Annotated in this window: 19 protein-coding genes; 8 read left to right on the forward strand and 11 right to left on the reverse strand. The window is 64.1% G+C overall.

What is annotated here, in order from left to right; all coding sequences use genetic code 11:
• Position 1: 1 nt before the first annotated feature.
• The gene (locus LCF59_RS07970; protein WP_292286920.1) at positions 2-1807 is read left to right on the forward strand and encodes a glycosyltransferase family 2 protein; all 1806 of its coding nucleotides are present in this window, start codon (positions 2-4) and stop codon (positions 1805-1807) included.
• A 4-nt stretch (positions 1808-1811) separates the two neighbouring features.
• On the opposite strand, the gene LCF59_RS07975 is transcribed toward LCF59_RS07970, so the two are convergent.
• Positions 1812-2465, reverse strand: a complete 654-nt coding sequence (locus LCF59_RS07975) for a GntR family transcriptional regulator (RefSeq protein ID WP_292286921.1) — start codon at positions 2463-2465, stop codon at positions 1812-1814.
• A gap of 102 nt (positions 2466-2567) precedes the next feature.
• Here LCF59_RS07975 and LCF59_RS07980 point away from each other — a divergent pair, with 102 nt between their 5' ends.
• The 3 genes from LCF59_RS07980 (at position 2568) to LCF59_RS07990 (ending at position 4821) form a co-directional block, all read left to right on the forward strand.
• Entirely contained in the window at positions 2568-3212 is a 645-nt protein-coding gene (locus LCF59_RS07980; protein ID WP_292286922.1) for a pyrimidine 5'-nucleotidase, read from the forward strand.
• 90 nt (positions 3213-3302) lie between these two features.
• Positions 3303-3548, forward strand: a complete 246-nt coding sequence (locus tag LCF59_RS07985) for a hypothetical protein (RefSeq protein ID WP_292286923.1) — start codon at positions 3303-3305, stop codon at positions 3546-3548.
• 79 nt (positions 3549-3627) lie between these two features.
• Positions 3628-4821: a UbiH/UbiF family hydroxylase gene (locus tag LCF59_RS07990; protein WP_292286924.1), complete on the forward strand. Its 1194-nt coding sequence runs from the start codon at positions 3628-3630 to the stop codon at positions 4819-4821.
• 69 nt (positions 4822-4890) lie between these two features.
• Here the strand turns inward: LCF59_RS07990 and msrB are convergent, their stop codons facing one another.
• From msrB to LCF59_RS08010, 4 genes are all read right to left on the reverse strand, one after another.
• Positions 4891-5364, reverse strand: coding sequence for a peptide-methionine (R)-S-oxide reductase MsrB (msrB, locus tag LCF59_RS07995; protein ID WP_292286925.1), 474 nt, complete (start codon positions 5362-5364; stop codon positions 4891-4893).
• 108 nt (positions 5365-5472) lie between these two features.
• Positions 5473-6042: a fasciclin domain-containing protein gene (locus tag LCF59_RS08000; protein ID WP_292286926.1), complete on the reverse strand. Its 570-nt coding sequence runs from the start codon at positions 6040-6042 to the stop codon at positions 5473-5475.
• 92 nt (positions 6043-6134) lie between these two features.
• Complete coding sequence (locus tag LCF59_RS08005; protein ID WP_292286927.1) at positions 6135-6854, reverse strand: anti-sigma factor; 720 nt, start codon at positions 6852-6854, stop codon at positions 6135-6137.
• Entirely contained in the window at positions 6851-7393 is a 543-nt protein-coding gene (locus LCF59_RS08010) for a sigma-70 family RNA polymerase sigma factor (RefSeq protein ID WP_292286928.1), read from the reverse strand. The genes LCF59_RS08005 and LCF59_RS08010 overlap by 4 nt, the downstream gene beginning before the upstream one ends.
• 91 nt (positions 7394-7484) lie before the next feature.
• Here LCF59_RS08010 and cobS point away from each other — a divergent pair, with 91 nt between their 5' ends.
• The 4 genes from cobS (at position 7485) to LCF59_RS08030 (ending at position 12885) form a co-directional block, all read left to right on the forward strand.
• Positions 7485-8471, forward strand: coding sequence for a cobaltochelatase subunit CobS (cobS, locus tag LCF59_RS08015; protein ID WP_292286929.1), 987 nt, complete (start codon positions 7485-7487; stop codon positions 8469-8471).
• Positions 8472-8658: 187 nt separating this feature from the next.
• Entirely contained in the window at positions 8659-10536 is a 1878-nt protein-coding gene (gene cobT / locus LCF59_RS08020) for a cobaltochelatase subunit CobT (RefSeq protein WP_292286930.1), read from the forward strand.
• A 163-nt stretch (positions 10537-10699) separates the two neighbouring features.
• On the forward strand, positions 10700-12481 hold the full coding sequence (locus LCF59_RS08025; RefSeq protein WP_292286931.1) for an aminopeptidase P family protein: 1782 nt from the start codon (positions 10700-10702) through the stop codon (positions 12479-12481).
• A 59-nt stretch (positions 12482-12540) separates the two neighbouring features.
• On the forward strand, positions 12541-12885 hold the full coding sequence (locus tag LCF59_RS08030) for a DUF427 domain-containing protein (RefSeq protein WP_292286932.1): 345 nt from the start codon (positions 12541-12543) through the stop codon (positions 12883-12885).
• Between the two features lie 6 nt (positions 12886-12891).
• On the opposite strand, the gene LCF59_RS08035 is transcribed toward LCF59_RS08030, so the two are convergent.
• From LCF59_RS08035 to ftsA, 6 genes are all read right to left on the reverse strand, one after another.
• Complete coding sequence (locus tag LCF59_RS08035; RefSeq protein WP_292286933.1) at positions 12892-14568, reverse strand: chloride channel protein; 1677 nt, start codon at positions 14566-14568, stop codon at positions 12892-12894.
• Positions 14569-14706: 138 nt separating this feature from the next.
• Positions 14707-16359, reverse strand: coding sequence for a DNA repair protein RecN (recN, locus tag LCF59_RS08040; protein ID WP_292286934.1), 1653 nt, complete (start codon positions 16357-16359; stop codon positions 14707-14709).
• Positions 16360-16400: 41 nt separating this feature from the next.
• Positions 16401-17255, reverse strand: coding sequence for an outer membrane protein assembly factor BamD (locus tag LCF59_RS08045; RefSeq protein WP_292286935.1), 855 nt, complete (start codon positions 17253-17255; stop codon positions 16401-16403).
• 160 nt (positions 17256-17415) lie between these two features.
• Positions 17416-18336, reverse strand: coding sequence for a UDP-3-O-acyl-N-acetylglucosamine deacetylase (gene lpxC / locus LCF59_RS08050; RefSeq protein ID WP_292286936.1), 921 nt, complete (start codon positions 18334-18336; stop codon positions 17416-17418).
• A gap of 213 nt (positions 18337-18549) precedes the next feature.
• Positions 18550-20217: a cell division protein FtsZ gene (ftsZ, locus tag LCF59_RS08055; RefSeq protein WP_292286937.1), complete on the reverse strand. Its 1668-nt coding sequence runs from the start codon at positions 20215-20217 to the stop codon at positions 18550-18552.
• A 180-nt stretch (positions 20218-20397) separates the two neighbouring features.
• The coding region (gene ftsA / locus LCF59_RS08060) for a cell division protein FtsA (RefSeq protein WP_292286938.1) at positions 20398-21443 on the reverse strand (1046 nt) is incomplete at its 5' end.

Below are 21443 nucleotides of genomic sequence, written 5' to 3' on the forward strand. Positions count from 1 at the left end.
CATGTTCCTGAAGGCGAAACGCACGCCATCCGCGCCGCCACTTCGGCTGGAACCGGCGCAACGCGCGCAGGCGCACGGACCAACGCAGAAACGGGACCGGGCTGCCGACGCGCTCTTGCGCGACGCACGGCAATTGTCCGCGCGCAGCCGCAGGCTGGACCCTGAAACCAACCCGCCCGACCCGGCGCTCGACCATCTCGTGCCACCGGAATTCTGCCTCGAACACCGCGTCATGCCATGGAGCAAACTCGGCGAAGCAACGCTGGTCGCCGCCGCGCCTGACAGGGACCGGACACAACTGCGCGACATGCTTGAAAACATGATCGGGCCGATCGTGTTTGCCGACATGACCGAAAAAGCCCTGCTGCGCGAAATTTCGATCCGGCACGGGGATTACCTTGCAGAGCGCGCCGAAAAGCAGGTTCCAGCCGATTACAGCTGCCGTGATATCAACAAGCTCTCGATATCACGCGGCTTGATGGCATCGCTCTTTTTCGGGGTCAGCCTCGCGCTGATCTTCTTCTTTCCCAACGCGTTTTTTGCCGGGATCACGGCGGTTGCGGTCGTCAACATGCTGGCCTGCCTGATCTTCAAGATCGCCGTGTTCCTCGCCGGGTACAAGAAACCGCCCAGCAAACCGGTGCAGGTGCCGCTGGCAGAAAAGCCGGTGGTCAGCCTGATGGTGCCGCTGTTCAGGGAAGCCGCCATCGCACACGCTCTGGTCCAGCGCCTGTCGCGGCTCAGCTACCCGAAATCGCTTCTCGATGTGGTTCTCGTGCTCGAAGCGGATGACAACAAGACGCGCCAGATGCTCAAGGCGCTGTCCCTGCCCGCCTGGATGCGGGTTGTGACCGTCCCGGCGGGCCAGTTGAAAACCAAACCCCGCGCGCTGAACTATGCGCTTGGCCATACGCGCGGCGACATCATCGGCATCCTCGATGCAGAGGACGCCCCCGCCACCGACCAGATCGAACGCGTGGTCGAGGCTTTTCACGTCTCGCCGAAAAACGTGGCTTGCGTGCAGGGCATCCTCGATTTCTACAACACGAAATCGAACTGGATCGCGCGCTGTTTCACCATCGAATACGCCACATGGTTCCGCATCGTTCTGGCCGGGGCCGCGCGATTGGGCATGCCAATTCCGCTGGGCGGTACAACCGTATACCTCAAGCGCGCGGCGCTGACACATGTCGGTGGCTGGGACGCGCATAACGTGACCGAAGATGCGGATCTGGGTATTCGTCTCGCCCGCTTCGGCTATCGCACCATCCTGATTCCGACCGTGACACGGGAAGAAGCGAACAACCGTGTCGTCGCGTGGATCAAGCAGCGGTCTCGCTGGCTCAAGGGCTACATCATCACCTACCTGGTGCATATGCGCCGGCCCTTCCGCCTGTTGCGGGACCTGGGACCCGGTAAATTTCTAGGGTTTCAGGTTTTCTTCCTGACAACCATCCTGCAATTCACCTTCGCTCCCGCGCTCTGGTCATTCTGGCTTGTCTGTTTCGGCCTATCGACACCGTTCCTTGAGGCGTTTCCCGCCGACTGGACAAAGGGCCTGCTGGCCCTTTTTCTTTTCGCGGAACTCGCCTCTCTCCTGATCGGTTTCGTCGCCGTTGGGCGCACGCAACACGAAAAGTTGATGCAATGGGTACCGATGATGTTCTTCTATTTCCCGATGGGGATCTTCGCGGTCTACAAGGCGTGGTCGGAACTGGTGTTCAAACCCTTTTACTGGGACAAGACACCGCACGGCCTGTCCGAGCCGGACGTTCCGGGAGGCGACATCCATGCGACCCGGCGCTAAGCACCTAGAGATCAGGGTCCTGCGACAGGGAATCCAGCTTGAGCCGCGTGACGAAGGCAACCGAGATGTGATCGCGCAGCGCGGTATAGGCGGCCTCTTCGTCGCGGTTCGTGATCGCATCGACGATGGCCTGATGTTCTTCCAGTGCTATCTCGCCGCGGCCCTGTGCCGCCAGGGAGGTGGTCGCCATCAGCGCCATTGACCGATGCACCAGGTCCAGTTGCTGCACCAGAAACCTGTTATGTGACGCCAAGTGGATCTGCTTGTGAAACCGCCGATTGGCCCGCGACAGCGTGGCGGGATCCTCCAGCAAAGCGCGGTCTTCCTGGACCATGCCTTGCAGAACCTGGACCTCTTCATCGGTGGCATGCCGCGCCGCCAGGCGCGCGGCCAGCCCCTCCAGCTCGGTGCGCACAACATACAGCTCCGCCATCTGGTTGTGATCCAGCGACGCCACGATCAGGGACCGCCCATCCCGCGTCAGAAGCGATTGGGTCTCCAGCCGCTGCAACGCCTCGCGGATGGGGGTGCGCGACATGCCGAAGCGCTCGGCAAGATCGCTTTCCACAAGCCGGTCGCCGGGCCGGTAAACACCGACGTCAATCGCCTCGAGGATCGAGGTATAGGCGTCTTTATGGGGCGTCTTCACATCTTTCATCCCGCGTCATTCCTTCAAGGCTGGCCACACCATATCGCCGGGACCCGGAAAGACGCAAGTTGAGCCATTGCCGCGCCCGGCAATCGCACCTACTCTGCGTGCATGGTAAAAGTCGCATTCGATCACGTCCGCCACTGGGTCTTCGACCTGGACAACACGCTTTATTCGCCGGCCGTACGCCTGTTCGACCAGATCGAGGTGCGAATGACCAAGTTCGTGATGGACAAGGTCGGCGTCGATCTCGACCGTGCCAACCAGTTGCGGGTCGAATACTGGCAGACCTACGGCACCACGCTCGCCGGCCTGATGCGCGAGCACGATGTCGACCCGGCCCCCTATCTGCACGAGGTGCATGACATCGACTTCTCCGTTCTGTCCGAAGACCCGTATCTTGCCGGGCTTATCAAGGACCTGCCGGGTCGCAAGATCGTCTATACCAACGGGTCGGCCCCATATGCCGAAAACGTCCTGAACGCGCGCGGATTGAACGGCATTTTCGACGCGGTCTATGGTGTGGAACATGCCGATTTCCTGCCCAAGCCGGAACGTGGCGCCTTCGAGCGTGTCTTTGGCCGCGACGGCACCCGGACCGAAAGCGCCGCGATGTTCGAGGATGACCCCCGCAATCTTGCCGCGCCGCACGCGATGGGGATGAAAACCGTCCACGTTGCCCCCGATGCGATCGAGGCCGACCATATCCATCATCACACGCCAAGCCTCTCGGAATTCCTCGCGCGGCTGACCTGACGAAAAAGCCGCTGCATTGCGGCAATTTGCCAGTGTGAGCAGGCCCCGATCGTACCTATCTCCGGTTCAGACCCAAAAGAGGACTCCGATATGTCTGTTTCTGAACCATCGCACTCCCGCAGCCGCAACCTGTTCTATTCCGTCCCGGTGGTCGGGTGGATTGCACGCGACCTGATTGAAGGACCGGAGGACACGATCTACTACCTTCTGGTGGCGCTGCTGACCCTTGTGGTGTTGGCAGTCATGCAATGGGGCATTGTTGCACTCAGCATGGCGGCGCTGATCATGGTCCCCGTCGTGATGGTGACTTTGCTTTTGATCACGGTCGGCAAATGACAGGGGCGCCCTGACGCATCGCCTGTTGCAGTTCGGTACACTACGTTGCAGCCCACAACAGGCAACAAGAGGCCCGATCATGGATTATGACATCGTCGTTTCGGGCGGCGGAATCGCCGGCATGGCCGCCGCCGTCGCCTTTGGCGCAGACGGGCATTGCGTCCTCTGTCTCGACCCGGCGTCGCCGGTCACCGATCGCGAGGCCGAAGGCGCGGACCTGCGCACCACCGCGTTCTTGCAGCCGGCGCAGCGCTTTCTGGACGATATTGGGCTTTGGCCGCGCCTTGCCGCCCACGCGATGCCGCTTCAGGTGATGCGGATCATCGACGCGGGCGGCAAAGCGCCCGAGCCGCGTGTGACCAAATCCTTCGATGCGTCTGATATTTCCGGTCTGCCGTTCGGTTGGAACCTGCCCAACTGGCTCTTGCGCCGCGAATTCATGGCCCACATGAACAGCCTTGAAACCGTGACGTTCCGCGCCGGTGTCGCGACGTCGTCGCTGTTCACCCGCGAAGGCGACGCGCGGGTTGGTCTCAGCGATGGGACAAAGGTACGCTGTCGCTTGGTGATAGCCGCGGACGGGCGGAATTCGCCCATGCGCAAGGCAGCCGGGATCGACGTGCAGACAACGCGATTCGGGCAAAAAGCGCTGGCTTTCGCGGTCACGCATCCCGACCCGCACAACAATGTCTCGACCGAGATTCACCGCACCGGTGGACCATTCACGTTGGTGCCCCTTCCCGACCTGGACGGCCAGCCCTCCTCGGCCATCGTCTGGATGGAGGAAGGGCCGAAAGCCGATGCCTTGATGACGCTGGATCAAGATGCCTTCGAAACAGCGATGACGGAACGGTCCTGTGGCGTCCTCGGTCCGCTCAGGCTGGCCTCGCGCCGCAGCATCTGGCCGATCATCAGCCAGCACGCGGACCGGCTGAGTGGCGAGCGCATCGCGCTGGTGGCCGAGGCGGCGCATGTGGTGCCGCCCATTGGCGCGCAAGGCCTGAACATGAGCCTCAAGGATCTTGCCACCCTGCGCGATTTCGCGCGGCAGGCGGGCGACGAGGTCGGAAACCGGACGATGCTGGATCGATATCACCAAAAGCGGATCGCTGATGTGCGCACGCGTGTGGCCGGTATCACGCTTTTGAACCGAACATCCATGCTTGGCGCACAACCGCTGCGCGACATGCGCGCGATGGGGCTGGATGCGCTTTATACATTGAAACCGGTGCGCAAGACCCTGATGCAACTGGGCCTTGGCGCACGCGGTTGAGGCGGTAAACGTTGGGGACGTGTGCGCAGGTTTTTCGAAACGCCTGACCACGCCGCTCGGGGTCTGCCCCTAGGCCAACCGAAAGGTCAGGCTGACGCCGTTGATACAGTGCCGCTTGCCGGTGGGTTGCGGCCCATCGTCAAAGATATGGCCCAGGTGGCTACCGCAGCGACGGCAATGGCACTCGGTGCGCGTGATGAACAGCGATCGGTCAGGTTTGGTCCCGATGGCATTGTCCTGCGCCTGCCAGAAGCTGGGCCACCCCGTGCCGCTGTCATATTTGTGCTCCGACGCGTAAAGCGCGAGGTCACACCCCTTGCAGTGGAACATGCCGTCCCGGGTTTCATCGTTCAGCGGCGAGGAATAGGCGCGCTCCGTCCCCTCTTCCCGCATCACGCGGTATTCTTGGGAATTCAGCATCTCCTTCCACTCCGCCTCCGAGCGTGTCACCTCGAAATTGCTTTCCGCTGCATCCCCAGCCCGGGCCACGGCACCCAGGCCCAGGATGGCGGCCGTGCTTTGCAGAAAATGTCGTCTCAACATACGTCCCTCCTCTGGCAACATACAAATGGCGCCCCGACCCGTTGACACACAAGGCCGGGGCACACACTTTTGCGCGATCTCTTTACCCGGTGATGGGGTTTCAGGTGCTTATTGAGCCGGCAAAAGGACGCGGTCGATGACGTGGATCACGCCGTTCGACTGGCGCACATCCGCAACCGTCACAGTGGCAATGCGGCCATTTTCGTCCGTCAGGGTTATCTCGTCACCGTCCATGCGTGCTTGCAAGGTGCAGCCGCCCACGGTTGCGACCGGGTGAACGCCGTCATCATCGGCGATCATGCCCGCAATCGCACCGGACATGGCGTTTGCCGCAACCACGTGACAGGTCAGGATCTGCGCCAGCTGGGCCTTTGCGTCCGGCTGCAACAACGCGTTGAGCGACTCGTCCGAGATCATGTCGAACGCCGCATTGGTCGGGGCGAACACGGTGAAGGGCCCGTCGCTCGACAGCGTTTCGACCAGATCGGCCGCTTTTACCGCGGCAACCAAGGTGGTGTGATCCGCCGAATTCACCGCGTTCTCGACGATGGTCCTGTCCGGGAACATGGCAGCGCCCCCCACCATCGGGTTGCCTGTTTCAGAGTGGCTTTCCGCCAGAGCGGCCCCGCTCAAGGCTGTGGCTGCGACAAGTGCTGTGGTCAGAGTCTTCAAAGTCATGTCTTTCTCCAGTTGCCCCGCCATCCTTCGGCGGTCGGAAGAAGACACGGGCGACAGCGCCCAGGCGTTTCAAATGCCGCATCACATGATCATCACGACGGCGTGAGCGGCCCGGCAGCCAGCACAGACCCCGTCGGTGCGCCCGTGGGCGATCCCCCCGGCGGTTCGTCCGAAACGGCAAGCACTGCACCTGGCAATTCCGCCATCACGTCTTGCGGCAGGGGGATCACGGCCCTGTCCGCCGCATCGTCCAGCACTCCAAGCGACACAGGTGCGGCCTCACCCGCAATCAACCAAAGCTCGAACACGCGGTTTTCCGGCGCGTCACCGGCGAGGCGGACCACCTGCACGGCGCCCAGTTCGGTGTCCACCGCCGCATTGATCACCAGGCCTCCACCTTCCGGTGTCGGCGTCAGCTCGGCCACCAGATCGGCCTCGATGGCGCCTTCGTCCGGGGTGACAAGCCCGCTGCTCACGGCAAGCCAGAGCACCAGCGCCGCGGCTGCACCTCCAAGACCATAGGGCAGGACCTGCTTCCAGACAGGCGGCGCATCAGAGCGAAAAAGCCGCGCCTCGATCCGTTTGCGAAGCTGCGGCGATGGCGTCACCTCTTCGACCTCATCGAGCATCAGGTCGGCCAGGTGCTCTTGCCAAGCGACGACCTCGTCAAACAAGGCCCGGTCCTCGGCCATGCGGGCCTCGACCGCGCGCGCCTCTGCATCACTGAGCAGACCCATTGCGAATTCCGCTGCCGTCACACGGGGGTCATCGCCGTCTGGCCCCTGCGGACCCTTCGAGTTGTGCGCACTCATCGGCTCAAGCACTCCCGCAGCGCGATCAGGCTGCGCCGCAACCATGTGCGCAGCGTATTGAGGTTTATGCCCGTGGCCTCGGCCAGGTCGGCATAGCTGTCACCTTTGAGATACGCCCGACGCACCAGGTGCGCCCGTGCGCGCGGCAGCTCGTCGAAACACTCGTTGATCCGGCGGCTCTCGGATTGGGCCATGGCGGTGGCTTCAGGCCCCGGCGTGCTATCCGGCAAAAGATCGGCGGTTTCGATCGGCTCGGGCGGCCGGCGCAGCGCCCGGCGACGGTCGACCGCGCGATTGCGGGTAACCGTGATCAGCCAGGTCATCGGGGAATACCCGTTGATCCGGTAACTGTCCGCCTTGTTCCACACCGTCACGAAGACCTCCTGCAGCACCTCCTCGGCTTCTGCGCGATCATCCAAGACACGCAGGCAGACCCCGAAAAGTTTCGCAGACGTCCTGTCGTAGAGACGCGCAAAGGCGACCCGGTCTCCCATGGCCACCCTGACAATGAGGTTTTCGACCTCTTCTTGCAGAGTCATGCGCGAATTCCCGTGCCCTTTCCCTTGCCCCTTGCGCCATTATGTTGCACGACACAGGCGCAATCTCTCAGCAACGAAGGATGTCCACAACATGGCCGACGGGACGATCGACATCAACGCCAAACCGACAGAAGAAATTTCCGTTCGCGAGGTGTTTGGCATTGATACGGACATGATTGTCCATGGTTTTACGGACGCTTCGGATCGCGTGCCGGACGTGGACAGCACCTACAAGTTCGATCCTGACACCACGCTCGCGATCCTTGCGGGCTTCCGCAACAATCGCCGCGTGATGATCCAGGGCTATCACGGCACCGGCAAATCGACGCATATCGAACAGGTCGCATCGCGGCTCAACTGGCCCTGCGTGCGCGTCAATCTCGATAGCCACATCAGCCGGATCGACCTGATCGGCAAGGACGCGATCAAGCTGGTGGACGGCAAGCAAGTCACCCAGTTCCAGGAAGGCATTCTGCCCTGGGCGCTGCGCAACCCGACTGCCATCGTCTTTGACGAATACGACGCGGGCCGCGCCGACGTGATGTTCGTGATCCAGCGGATTCTCGAAACCGATGGCAAGCTGACGCTGCTTGACCAGAACCAAGTGCTGACCCCGCACCCGTACTTCCGCATCTTTGCCACCGCGAACACCGTGGGCCTTGGCGACACCACCGGGCTGTACCACGGCACCCAGCAGATCAACCAAGGCCAGATGGACCGCTGGTCGCTGGTCGCCACATTGAATTATCTGTCGATCGACGCCGAAACCTCGATCGTGCTGTCCAAGGCGCCGCATTACAACACCGAGAAGGGCCGCAAGACCGTGCGCCAGATGGTGACCGTGGCGGACCTGTCGCGCACCGCCTTCATGTCGGGCGACCTGTCCACGGTGATGAGTCCGCGGACGGTGATCGCCTGGGCGCAAAACGCCGAAATCTTCCGCGATGTGGGCTACGCCTTCCGCGTGTCTTTCCTCAACAAATGCGACGAGCTGGAGCGCCAGACGGTGGCCGAATTCTACCAGCGCTGCTTTGACGAGGAACTGCCGGAAAGCGCCGCATCGTTGAGCATAGGGTGATCGGTTTCGGATCGGCTTTGCCGGTCCGGGGTGCCGGGGGCAACCACCCGCCGGCCGTCGGGCGTGACCCGGTGGCGCATGCGGGGCATTCCCTTGGGTCTGTGGCACCCAAAACCGCGCAAATGCCGCGCTGCCGATCCCGGCAGCGGGTATTGTATGCACCCGAACCGCGTGGAAAGGTCTGGTCATGAACAAACCTAGCGACAACCCCGCCGATCCGTTCAAGAAAGCCCTGGCCGAGGCGACCAAGGTTATGGCGAACGATTCCGATCTGACCGTCAGCTATACGGTCGACCCTGCGGGCATCTCTGGCGACGCCATGCGCCTGCCGCAGATCAGCCGCCGCCTCACCCATGACGAGGTCATGCTGGCCCGCGGCACCGCTGACGCCATGGCGATGCACCGCCGCTACCATGATGCGGGCACCCACGCGCGCTACGCACCGCAGGGCGACCTGGCCCGCGAGCTCTACGAGGCGATGGAAACCGCCCGCTGTGAAGCGATGGGCGCGCGCGACATGCCGGGCACCGCCGGCAATATCGACGCCAAGATCGGCAACGAGGCGCTGCGCCGCGGCTATGACCAGATCAAGGACGCATCCGACGCACCGCTGTCCGAGGCAGCCGGCTATCTGGTCCGGCACATGGCCACCGGCCGCGCCCTGCCAGCGGGCGCGCAGAACGTGATGGAGCTCTGGCGCGGTTTCATCGAGGACAAGGCCAGCCTCACGCTGGACAACCTGGACGCGGTGCTGAACGACCAAGCTGCCTTTGCCCGATTTGCGCGTAACGTGATCACCGATCTGGGCTATGGCGACCAGTTGGGCGACGACCCCGACGACCTGGATGACACGTCCGAGGACGAGGCCGAAGACAGCACCGACGAGGACCAGGAGCCCGACAGCACGGGCAATGACGAGGACGAAGGCGAAGACGCCGAAGCCAGCCCCGAATCGAGCCAGGACGAAACCCAGGACGCCAGCCAGGCGCAGGTGTCGATGGACGAGATGGCCGACCAGGAGATGAGCGACGAGGCGGAGATGCCCGAGGGCGAAGCCCCGCTGGACCCGCCGCCTCCCGCGCCGGTCTCCGAAGCCGATCCTGACTACAAGGTGTTCGACACCGCGCATGACGAAGAAATGCGGGCCGAGGATCTGGCCGAACAGATCGAGCTGGAACGCTTGCGCGCCTATCTCGATCAACAGCTCGAACCGCTCAAGGGCGCCGTCAGCCGCCTTGCCAACAAGCTGCAACGCCGTCTTCAGGCGCAGCAGAACCGGTCATGGGAATTCGATCTGGAAGAAGGCATCCTGGATGCCGGCCGCCTTGCCCGGGTGGTCGCCAACCCGACCACGCCGCTCAGTTTCAAGGTCGAAAAGGACACCGAGTTCCGTGACACCGTCGTGACGCTGCTGCTGGACAATTCCGGCTCCATGCGCGGCCGGCCGATCTCGATTGCCGCGATCTGTGCCGATGTCCTGGCGCGCACGCTGGAGCGGTGTTCGGTCAAGGTGGAAATCCTCGGCTTCACCACCCGCGCGTGGAAAGGCGGGCAGGCCCGCGAACGCTGGCTCAACGAAGGGCGCGAACAGCAGCCGGGACGCCTGAACGATCTGCGCCACATCATCTACAAAAGCGCCGACGCGCCGTGGCGGCGGACGCGGTCCAGCCTTGGCCTGATGATGAAGGAGGGGCTGCTCAAGGAAAACATCGACGGCGAGGCGCTGGAATGGGCGCATCGCCGGATGCTGCACCGCAGCGAAGCGCGCAAGATCCTGATGGTGATTTCCGATGGCGCCCCGGTGGATGACAGCACCCTGTCGGTGAACCCTGCGAATTACCTCGAAAAACACCTGCGCGACGTGATCGCGATGGTCGAGCGCCGCAAACAGGTCGAACTTCTGGCCATCGGCATCGGCCATGACGTGACCCGCTATTACGAACGCGCCGTGACGATCACCGATGTCGAGCAGCTGGCCGGCGCGATGACCGAACAACTGGCCTCGCTCTTCGACAGCGATCCCCGCGCCCGCGCGCGGCTCATGGGGATCAATCGCGCGCGCTGAGCTTTTTTGGATCGGACCGGCTTTGCCGGTCCGACCGGCGCGGCCCTGCGGGCCGCGATTTTGCATATTTGGAAAGAGAAGAAGCCGGGATGCGGCACCTCTGACCAACCGCCCGGCACATGGGCCCCCGTTCGACGTGACACGACCCCAAGAAAGGCGCGCGATGCACCAGAGCTTTTCCGAGACCGCCAGCCCCGAACAAGGGCCACACCGCCTGGAAGCCCTGCGCGCCCAGATGCGATCCGAGGGGCTGGATGGGTTTATCGTCCCACGCGCCGACGCGCATCAGGGGGAATACGTGGCAGAGCGCGACAGCCGCCTTGCCTGGCTGACCGGGTTCACCGGGTCAGCGGGGGTCTGCGTTGCCCTGCAGAATATCGCCGGTGTGTTCGTCGACGGCCGCTACCGCGTTCAGGTCCGGTCGCAGGTGGCAGATGTGTTCACCCCCGTGGATTGGCCCGAAACCGGGCTGGGCGACTGGATCAGCACACACGCGCCCTCGAACGCGACCATCGGGTTTGATCCGTGGCTGCACACCGTGTCACAAATCCGCGACCTGGAGAACGCCGCGCGGCCGGTCACTCTGCGCCGCAGCGACAACCTTGTGGATCGCGTCTGGGCGGATCAGCCGCCCGCGCCCGCCGCCCCCGCCTTTGTCCAGCCGGTCGAATTGACCGGAGCGGCGCACGCGGACAAGATCACCGCTCTGGCGGGGCGCCTGGGCCCGGCAAGATGCGTCGTGCTGACCCTGCCGGACAGCATTTGCTGGCTGCTCAACATCCGTGGCAACGACGTACCGCGCACACCCTTCGTGCACGGCTTCGCGATCCTGCAGTCCGATGGCACGGTCACCTTTTTCGTCGACGACACGAAATTGACCGACCTGGGCGATCACCTCGGCACCCGGGTGCGGATCGCGCCCGTGGACTCGTTCCTGCCGGTGCTTGCCACCATCGACGGGCCGGTGCAGATCGACCCGTCCTCCTGCCCGGTGATCGTGGCCGACACGCTGGCGGCCGCCGGAACCGAGGTGATCGAGGCGCAAGACCCCTGCGCGCTGCCCAAGGCGTGCAAGACCAGCGCCGAGCTCGATGGCGCCCGCGCCGCGCATCTGCGCGACGGGGCGGCGATGGCGCGGTTCCTGAGCTGGCTTGATGCGCAGCCGCCCGGCAGCCTGACAGAGATCGACATCGTCAAACGGCTCGAAGCGGAACGGATGGCCACGGGCGCGCTGCGCGACATCAGCTTCGACACGATATCTGGCGCGGGTCCGAACGGCGCCATCGTGCACTACCGCGTCACCGAGGCCACCAATCGCCGCGTCGACCCCGGTCTGCTTTTGGTCGACAGCGGCGGCCAATACGTGGACGGGACCACGGACATCACCCGCACCATCGCCATCGGACCGGCCGGGGCAGAGGAACGGCACGCCTTCACGCTCGTGCTCAAGGGCATGATCGCCATCTCGCGCCTGCGCTGGCCCAAGGGCCTGGCCGGGCGCGACCTCGACGCGCTGGCCCGCGTCGCGCTTTGGGAGCACGGAATGGATTATGGCCACGGCACCGGTCACGGCGTTGGAGCCTACCTGAGCGTGCATGAAGGCCCGCAGCGGTTAGCCCGTACCGGAACAGTGCCGCTTGAGCCCGGGATGATCCTGTCCAACGAGCCGGGCGTCTACCGCGAAGGCGCCTTCGGCATCCGGATCGAAAACCTCGTGATCGTGGAAGCGGCCCCGGCGCTCGAGGGCCAGACGGTGCCGGAGATGTACCGCTTCGAGACCCTGACCTACACGCCCATCGACAGGCGGCTGATCGACACCGGGACGCTGACCGCGGCAGAGCGTGACTGGCTCAATGCCTATCATGCCGCGGTTCGGGCGCGGATCGGTCCCCAGGTCGACGGCGATGTCGCGGCCTGGCTCGAGCAGGCCTGCGCGCCGATCTGACCACAAACATTTACATTCCCCCGGTAACCCCGCTACATCGCTGAAAGAAGGGATTGACCATGGACAAGAATATTACGATCGGACCCGCAGAAGGCACCTGGGTGGTGCGCGCCGGCGGGGCGGTGATTGCCGAAAGCGCAAACGCCCTGAAACTGAGCGAGGGCGATCTGCCCTTCGTGATTTACTTTCCACGCTCGGATGTGGCGATGGCTTTTCTTGACAGCGCCGAGCACAGGACATCCTGCCCGCACAAGGGGGATGCCACCTATTTCGACATCGTCTCCAAGAGCAAGACCTACAGCAATGCGGTCTGGAGCTATGAATCCCCCAAGGGTGACATCGCCCGGATCAAGGATCACCTGGCCTTCGACGTACAGGACGGCGTGCAGGTCGAACAGATCTGATCCAGCTCAGCTGTGCTCTTCCTCGGCGGTCGCCGCCAGCGCACGGTTATAGGCCTTGAGCGCATCCACATGAAACAGCGCCCCCTGCAACACCGGGGTCTGCTGCTTGCCCTCGAGCCTGACCACCGGCAGATAGGCGACGCCTGACTTGTCAAACAGCGGCAGCGCGGTTTCCAGTGTCGTCTGACCCTGCACGTAAAGGCCCTGCTCGATCATCGTCAGGCAGGCCTCTTCATCCGCAGCGGTCGCATCGTTCGGTTTGCGCATGATCCCTTGCACCCGGAACATCGCCAGCAGATAGGCTTGCGGTCCGGCGGCCAGATGCACGTTGCGGCGCTCAAGCTGCGTGAGGAAGAAGGACCGATCCACCATCCGCGCCGACAGCGCGGTGGACATCGACACCGACACCATCACCGCCAGACCGGTTTGCCAGTCACCGGTCAGTTCGAAGACGATCAGCGTGGTCGAAATCGGTGCGCCAAGCACCGCCCCGGCCACCGCCCCCATCCCCGCAAGAGCATACAGCGTCGCCGTACCGGACTGGTCCGGGAACAGCCCCGTGGCGATCAGGCCAAAGGCCAGCCCCGTCAGGGCACCCAGCATCAGCGAGGGGGAAAACACGCCGCCGCCCATGCGCCCGCCCATGGTGACGGCCACCGCGACCACCTTGAGCATGGCAAAGACAATCGCCTCATGCCAGATCAGCGCCCCCGTCAGCGCAAGCGAGGTGGTCTCGTAGCCGACACCGATGATATGCGGAAACCAGATCGCCAGTGCGCCCAGCATCACCCCCGCCACTGCCGGACGCAGCAGATGCGGCAGCCCCATGCGGCGTTGAATCCGCGTGCCCACGTCCTCCGCCAGGAACACAGCGCGCATCATCGCCACCGCAACAAGCCCGCAGACCAGCCCGAGAATAAAGAACGCCGGAAGTTCGAGGTAGAATTCCACCGTGGTCGTCCCGGGAAGCTTGAACTCGGTCACATCGCCAAAGATCACGCGGTTGATGACGGTTCCGGCCGCGCTCGCCACGACGATCGGGGCAAAGGCGTGAACTGCGAAATGTCTCAGGATGACTTCCAGCGCGAACAGCGCGCCTGCGATCGGCGCATTGAAACTGGCCGAAACGGCAGCGGCCACGGCACAGCCCAACAGATCGCGCCCCGTGACCCCGTCGGCGCGGATCGTGTTCGACACCCAGGACGATATCATCGCCGCGATATGCACCACCGGCCCCTCCCGCCCGGTGCTGCCCCCGGTCGACAGGGTGATCCACGAACAGATGGCCGAAGCAAAGCCGGCCTTCTTCTCAACTCGCCCGTCATTCAGGGCGGCGCCTTCGATCACGTCGGCCACGGATCGCACGCGGCCTTCGGGGGTGAAGAAATGCACGATCAACCCCACAACCAAACCACCCAGTGTCGGGATCAGCAAGAGCATCCACCAGGGCAGACCTTCTGCATAACTGTGGATCGAGGCCACACTGGGCGTGCCATAGACCGAGGTTTGCAACACCGTGATCGCCATACGGAACACGGTTGCCGCCAGCCCGGCGGCGATCCCGATCAAAAGCGCGATCAGCCAGAACTGGAACTGCGACGGTCCCTTGTGGCGCAACAGGTCCCAACCGCGCGCGAACTGGCGTTTCGTGGCCTGTATTTGACCAAGCAGGGGCGATGCCATGCCAATCGGTCCTTTCGGGGGTAACGGACGGCGCCAAAAATCAACTGTTTTTCAAGCGTTATCGAATGGGCCTGAAGTGTCCAGCCCCGTCCCCATCAAACCTTGCAACGGTCTGTGTCAGGCAACACTTTGCGCCGCCTACCCCACCAAAAGCGCCCGCGCGGCGGCGCGGGCCTCGCTGGTGATGGTGTCGCCCGACAACATGCGCGCAATCTCGGACTCTCGCGCGTCCGGGTCCAGCGGCACAACGGTGGATGTTGTCTGATCGTTCGCCACCCGTTTTTCCACCCGCCAGTGATGCGCCCCCAGCGCGGCCACCTGCGGGGAATGGGTGACGACCAGAACCTGCCCATCGTCGGCCAGCGCCGCCAACCTGCGGCCCACCGCGTCGGCAGTGGCGCCACCGACGCCGCGGTCGATCTCGTCGAAGATCATCGTCAGTCCGGAATCGCGCTGTTCCGACAGGCACACTTTCAAGGCCAGCAGGAAGCGGCTCAATTCACCGCCAGAGGCGATCTTGCCGATCGGCCCGGCGGGCGCACCGGGATTGGTGGCCACGGTAAAGGCAACCGCATCGCGCCCTTCGGGTCCGGCTGCGGCCTCGGCCAGGTCGGTGACGAACACTGCGCGATCCATCTTGAGCGGCGCAAGCTCGGCGCAGACGGCCGTGTCCAACCGCTGTGCCGCGGACACCCGGCTGTCGTGCAGCGTCGCGGCGGCCTTGTCATATGCCGCTTCGGCAGATGTCACGTCAGACTGCAAGCCGGCCAGTCGATCCGCCCCCTGATCCAACGCCATCAGCCGGTCGCGCAGATGATCCGCCAGCCCGGCCAGGTCATCTGCCCCGACATCATGCTTGCGGGCAAGGCCGCGAAGCGCAAACAAGCGCTCTTCTGTCGCCTCCAGCTCATGCGGGTCGAACTCCAGCGCGTCCAGGCAGGTCTCGACGCCCCGGGCCGCGTCGTCCAGCTCGGCCATCGCCCGTGCCAGCGCCGCCAGGGACTCGTCCAACTGGCCCTCTGCCGCATCGCTCACCCCTTCGAGCCAGCGCAACGCATCGGCCATCGCACCCTCGGCACCGTCCGATCCCATCACCTGCCCGGCGCGCGCGATATCGTCCCGAATCCGTTCGGCCCCCTGCATCCTCCGGCGGCGGGCATCCAGATCGGCGTCCTCACCCGGCTGCGGTTGCAGCTTGTCCAACTCGTCCACCGCGTGGCGCAGGAAATCTTCCTCTGCTTTCGCGTCCGCATGGGCTTTTTCCGCCTCGGCCAAGGCCTTGCGCGCCTTGGACAGGGTTTTCCATGAGCTGCGTACATCCGCCAGCAGCCCGTCATGGCCGGCAAATTGATCCAGCAGCGCCCGGTGGCCTTTCGGGTTCAACAGGCCGCGATCATCATGCTGGCCGTGCAGTTCGACCAGCGTATCGGAAAGCGCGCGCAGCATCTCGCCGGTGACCCGGCGGTCGTTGACCCAGCCGGTCTTGCGCCCGTCCGCGGTATTGACGCGCCGCAGGATCAGCTCGTCCGCATCCTCGAACCCGGCCTCCATCAGCACGCCGTGCGCCGGATGCGCCTGAGGCAGATCGAAAACCGCCGTCACCTCGCCCTGGGCGGCTCCGCTGCGGACCAGCTCGGCGCGTCCGCGCCAGCCCAGCACAAAGCCCAGGCTGTCCAGGAGAATGGATTTTCCCGCACCGGTTTCCCCGGTCAACACGTTCAGACCCGGCTGGAACTCAAGCTCCAGCCGGTCGATGATCAACATGTCCCGTATTTCAAGCGCACGCAGCATTCTGTGCATTCGGGTGCGTGGTCAGACGCACCAGCCCCCGATCAAAGCCATTGACCCTTGACCATCTGGCGATACACCTTGCGCAGCCAGTTGTCCCCGGTCGCCGTCAATTCCAGTCCTTGCCCCGTGAGCAGCTTGAAGCTGTCCGCGTACCATTCGGAAGATTGGTAATTGTAGCCAAGGATCGCACCCGCGGTCTGCGCCTCATCGGTCAGGCCCAGCGACAGATACGCCTCGACCAGGCGGTGCAGCGCCTCGGCGGTGTGGGTGGTGGTCTGGAAATCCTCGACCACGGTGCGGAACCGATTGATCGCCGCCGCGTAGTGGTCGCGTTTCAGATAATATCGACCGATCTCCATTTCCTTCGCCGCGAGATGGTCGAAAGCGAGGTCGAATTTCAAAACCGCAGAGCGGGCATATTCGCTGTCAGGATAGCGTTCGATCACCGTCCGCAGCGCTTGCAACGCCTGGAAGGTCAGACCCTGGTCGCGGCCCACCTCTTCGATCTGGTCGTAATAGCTCAGCGCCAGAAGATACTGCGCATAGGCCGCGTCCTCGTCGGTGGGATAGAAATCGACATAGCGCTGCGCCGCGGAACGACTGTTCTCGTAATCCTTGTTCTGATGATGGGCATAGGCCTGCATGATCACGGCCCGTTTGGCCCATTCGGAGTAAGGATACAGCCGCTCGACTTCGCCGAAATAGAACGCCGCGTCTTCTGGATCGCTCCGATCCAATTCAAACTCGCCGCGCTCGTAGATCTGCTCGGCCGTGAAATTCTCGATCGGGACACCGCCCGGCCCGAATCCGGGACGTTCCCCGTTGCCGCACGCGCTCAGAATCACTGCAAGGAGCCCCGCTCCGATCACAGCCCTTGCATATCTGCCCGCTGCCATGCCCGTCACCTATCCAAAGCTGTCGTGGCTATATGTGCCACTTATTCGATTTCGGTCCTAGCACATTAAATCCCGAGGCAAAACGCCTTTAGGCACACAGGACTTCGCCGCCCGGACAGGATGCTCCTGTGCGAAATGTCTAAGACATGACAGGTTCGGATCACGCGACCGCGGGGATTTCATGCGCCTCGACACCGGCTCCCGGCAGACGCGCAGCCAGCTCCGTATCGCAGTCGCGCACGCGGAACCCGTCCGGCGTCGCGAAAAGCGCCCGCAGCAACATGTTCGTCAGGGTGTGACCCGCCTTGTGGCCTTCGTAATGGCCAAGGACCGGCGCACCGGCCAGCGCCAGATCGCCAAGCGCATCCAGCATCTTGTGGCGCACGGCTTCATCCGTATGGCGCAGACCACCCGGACTCAGCACCCGGTCGCCATCGACAACCACCGCGTTGTCCATTGTCCCGCCAAGCGCCTTGCCGGCGGCGCGCATCGCCGCGACATCCGAGGCCCGGCAGAAGGTGCGGCTGTCGCACAGCTCTCGCACAAACGCGCCATTGGCAAGATCGATCGACTTGCTTTGACGGCCAATCGCGCCATCGGCAAAATCAATATGGAAATCCATCGTCAGACCCGGTCCCGGCCCCAGCCGCGCCCAGCCCTGCGCCGTATGCACCTCGACCGTGCTCAGCACCTCTATCACCTGGATCGGGGCCGCCAGCCGCTGCACACCCGCCGAGAGGATCGCGCGCACGAAGGGGGCCGCGCTGCCGTCGAGAACCGGGACTTCCGGCCCGTCAACACGGACCAGCGCATTATGCACACCGCATCCCGCGAAGGCCGCCATGAGATGTTCGATCGTCGACACCGACACGCCCGCCGCGTTCACGATCTTCGTGCACAAGGGCGATTGCTCGGCCAGATCGAAGGTCGCGGGGATGCGCGCATTGCCCAGCCGGATGTCCGTCCGCTCGAACACGATACCATGATCGACCGGCGCCGGGCAGATGGACAGGGACACCGGCGCGCCGGTATGAAGCCCTGTGCCGCGGAACCGGACAGTGGAGTGGACGCTTGTCTGCAAAAGAGCCTCGCAACATTGGTTCACGCGCAAAACTGCGCACCGCTTCAGGAGGCGTCATACAAACTGACCCGGCCACCCTCAAATCAAAGATTGTAACGGGCTGAAACACGACCCCGAAACAGGTCGGCGAAAACCCGCCATGCAAGAGCCCCCTGATTTCAAACAAAAACGCCCCCGTCTCCGGGGGCGTTGTGTCGGCACTGTGGTGCCGGATCAGTTGGCTTGGCGGCGCAGGAATGCCGGTATCTCGATCCGTTCCTGGTCCTCGTCGGCCTCGGGCTCTGGAGCGGGAGCGGGAGCGGGAGCCGGGGCGGCGGACCCGCCCGATGACTGCACGGGCGGCTGTGTTGTGCGGCGCACCGGCGCCTCGTTATTTCCCTGGCTATGCCCGGTCATCCGGTTGATCAGGGAGTTGATCCCGAAGCGCGGCCGCTCACCGTCTTCGGGTTCCGTTTCGAACTGCGATGTGTTCGGACGTGCCCCCGGTGCCGGGCGCGTTCGCGCCGCAGCCGCCTGCAAACGGGCCAAGGCTTCGGCACTTGGCGTCCCCGGCGACGGTGCGCGCGGCGCAACGAATTGCTCTGGATCGGCCTCGATACTGTCTTCACGCGGATTGAACTCGGCCACTTGCGGACGATACGCGGGGGCTGGAAGACCGTCGTCATCCGTGCCGTCATGCCCCTGCTGCGCCGCGTCCTGCTCGAAGATCGTCTCCATCTGGTCCTGGGCGGCAGCCCGTTCGGCCTCGATCGATCCGAACAAGGACGGTTCCTGAGCGGCCGGTTCGGCCGCCCGTGCCGCGACAGGCTCTGGCTGTTGCTGTTCGGGCGCGTCGTAACGCGCTTCTTCGGCTTGGGTCACCTGTGTCAGCGGCTGCGACAGCTTGCGGCGCGGGACCGGCATGTCGGAATTGACATCGGTCACGTCAATGCCGGTGGCGACAACGCTGACGCGCATCGTGCCTTCCATCGCATCGTCAAGCGTGGAGCCGACGATGATATTCGCGTCGGTGTCGACCTCTTCGCGAATGCGGTTCGCTGCTTCGTCCAGTTCGAACAACGTCAGATCGTGACCGCCGGTGATGTTGATCAGGACACCCTTGGCGCCGCGCAGGCTGATCTCGTCCAGCAGCGGGTTTGCTATCGCTTTCTCGGCCGCCTGAATTGCGCGATCTTCGCCCTCGGCCTCGCCGGTGCCCATCATTGCCTTGCCCATCTCGTCCATCACGGCACGGACGTCGGCAAAATCGAGGTTGATCAGACCCGGACGCACCATCAGATCCGTCACACCTTTCACGCCCTGGTACAGAACGTCATCCGCCAGGCTGAACGCTTCGGTAAAGGTTGTCTTTTCATTGGCCAGACGGAACAGGTTCTGGTTGGGAATGATGATCAGCGTATCGACCACCTTCTGCAGCGCCTCGACCCCGTCCTCGGCCTGCTTCATACGCTTGCCGCCTTCGAACTGGAACGGCTTGGTCACGACACCGACGGTCAGGACACCCAACTCGCGGGCCGCCTGCGCGATGATCGGCGCGGCCCCGGTCCCGGTCCCGCCGCCCATGCCCGCGGTGATGAAGACGAGGTCGGCCCCTTCGAGCGCCTTCCGGACCTCCTCCTCGCTCTCGTGCAGTGCCTGGCGCCCGATCTCGGGCCGCGCGCCGGCTCCCAGTCCCCGGGTCAGCTTCTTGCCGATCTGCATCGTGACCTGGGCGCAGGAGCTCTTGAGCGCCTGGCCATCGGTGTTCATCGAGATGAACTCGACGCCCTCGAGCTCTTCGTCGATCATCCGGTTCACGGCGTTTCCACCGGCGCCACCGACCCCGACCACCTTCATGCTGGCGTTGCCGATCGGCGTCTCCTCGAATTCGAAAATCATCATCTGTCTGGTCCTCGGAATGTCCTGAGCAGGGTATGCTTCGTCGTCTGTCGTGCTCCGCCTGGAGCCGCTCCTTCACGCGGATTCATGGAGGGTCTCCGTGCCGCGGAGCCGGTGGATCGCGTCCCGGCGGTGGGCCTCGCCCCGAGGACTCGCGGCGCGGATGGCGATGGGAAGAGGGCATCAGAAGAACTCCTTCATCCAGGCGGTCATCTTCGAGACGATGCCCGACACGACCGTCGAGGCGCCCTCCCCCGTCTCCGAGAAGCGTTCCGATCCCCAGATCGCGAGGCCTGCGCCGGTCGCGAGACGCGGCCGGCCGACGGAGTCCGCGAGGCCGGTGAGCCCTTCCCCGGGGACGCCGAGACGGACCGGGGCGGCGAAGACCTGCTGCGCAAGTTCGATCAGACCGGGCATGGCGGCCGCGCCACCGGTGAGCACGATTCCCGCCCCGAGATGGGCCGAGAGCTCGTGGTCGTCCAGCTCCTTCTGCACCAGGCCGAAGAGTTCGTCCAGACGCTGTTCGGCGATGTGTGCGATGAGCTCGCGCGCGACGTGGCGCTGCTGGCCCGGCGCCGGTCCCGGCACCTCGACGGTCTCCTGAGGATCCACGAACTGCGCGGAGGCGGCGCCCCACGTCTCCTTCGCCCGCTGGGCCTCGTGGAAGGGGATCGAAAGTCCCTTCACCAGATCCTGGGTGACGGTGATTCCGCCGACGGGGAGGATCGCCACGTGCCGGATCTTCCCCTCGTAGTAGACGGCGACGTCGGTGGTGGACCCTCCGACCTCGACCATCGCGGCGCCCACCTCCTTCTCGTCCTCGGTCAGGACGGCACGGGCGGTCGCGAGCGGCTCGAGCACGATCTCCTGCACGGCGTAGCCGGCCCGCGTGACCGCCTTCTTGATGTTGCCGGCGGCGGTCGCGGAGCAGGTGACGAGGTAGACCTCGGCCTCGAGTCGCGTCCCCGACATCCCAACCGGATCCTTGATGCCGCGCTGGTGGTCGACGATGTACTCGATGGGGATGGCGTGCAGCAGCTCGCGGTCCGGACCGAGCGCCACCGCCTGAGCGACCTCGTGCACGCGGTGCACGTCGCCCGGGGTGATCTCCTCGTCGCTCACGGCGACCACGCCCATGCTGGACCACGCTTCGATGTGGTCGCCCGCGAGACCGGCGAAGACACGATCGACCTTCACGCCGGCCATGAGCTCGGCCTCCTCGATCGCGG

The sequence above is a fragment of the Marivita sp. genome (genome assembly GCF_020055675.1).
Taxonomy (GTDB): Bacteria; Pseudomonadota; Alphaproteobacteria; order Rhodobacterales; family Rhodobacteraceae; genus Marivita.

Bases quoted from the DNA above. Each gene is read 5' to 3' on its own strand.
- LCF59_RS08030 (WP_292286932.1), top strand. From the start codon at position 12,541: ATGGACAAGAATATTACGATCGGACCCGCAGAAGGCACCTGGGTGGTG.
- cobS (WP_292286929.1), top strand. From the start codon at position 7,485: ATGGCCGACGGGACGATCGACATCAACGCCAAACCGACAGAAGAAATT.
- LCF59_RS08010 (WP_292286928.1), bottom strand. From the start codon at position 7,393: ATGACTCTGCAAGAAGAGGTCGAAAACCTCATTGTCAGGGTGGCCATG.
- LCF59_RS08025 (WP_292286931.1), top strand. From the start codon at position 10,700: ATGCACCAGAGCTTTTCCGAGACCGCCAGCCCCGAACAAGGGCCACAC.
- LCF59_RS07975 (WP_292286921.1), bottom strand. From the start codon at position 2,465: ATGAAAGATGTGAAGACGCCCCATAAAGACGCCTATACCTCGATCCTC.
- LCF59_RS07985 (WP_292286923.1), top strand. From the start codon at position 3,303: ATGTCTGTTTCTGAACCATCGCACTCCCGCAGCCGCAACCTGTTCTAT.
- LCF59_RS07980 (WP_292286922.1), top strand. From the start codon at position 2,568: ATGGTAAAAGTCGCATTCGATCACGTCCGCCACTGGGTCTTCGACCTG.
- LCF59_RS08035 (WP_292286933.1), bottom strand. From the start codon at position 14,568: ATGGCATCGCCCCTGCTTGGTCAAATACAGGCCACGAAACGCCAGTTC.
- cobT (WP_292286930.1), top strand. From the start codon at position 8,659: ATGAACAAACCTAGCGACAACCCCGCCGATCCGTTCAAGAAAGCCCTG.
- LCF59_RS07970 (WP_292286920.1), top strand. From the start codon at position 2: ATGTTCCTGAAGGCGAAACGCACGCCATCCGCGCCGCCACTTCGGCTG.
- ftsZ (WP_292286937.1), bottom strand. From the start codon at position 20,217: ATGATGATTTTCGAATTCGAGGAGACGCCGATCGGCAACGCCAGCATG.
- LCF59_RS08000 (WP_292286926.1), bottom strand. From the start codon at position 6,042: ATGACTTTGAAGACTCTGACCACAGCACTTGTCGCAGCCACAGCCTTG.
- LCF59_RS07990 (WP_292286924.1), top strand. From the start codon at position 3,628: ATGGATTATGACATCGTCGTTTCGGGCGGCGGAATCGCCGGCATGGCC.
- recN (WP_292286934.1), bottom strand. From the start codon at position 16,359: ATGCTGCGTGCGCTTGAAATACGGGACATGTTGATCATCGACCGGCTG.
- msrB (WP_292286925.1), bottom strand. From the start codon at position 5,364: ATGTTGAGACGACATTTTCTGCAAAGCACGGCCGCCATCCTGGGCCTG.
- LCF59_RS08005 (WP_292286927.1), bottom strand. From the start codon at position 6,854: ATGAGTGCGCACAACTCGAAGGGTCCGCAGGGGCCAGACGGCGATGAC.
- LCF59_RS08045 (WP_292286935.1), bottom strand. From the start codon at position 17,255: ATGGCAGCGGGCAGATATGCAAGGGCTGTGATCGGAGCGGGGCTCCTT.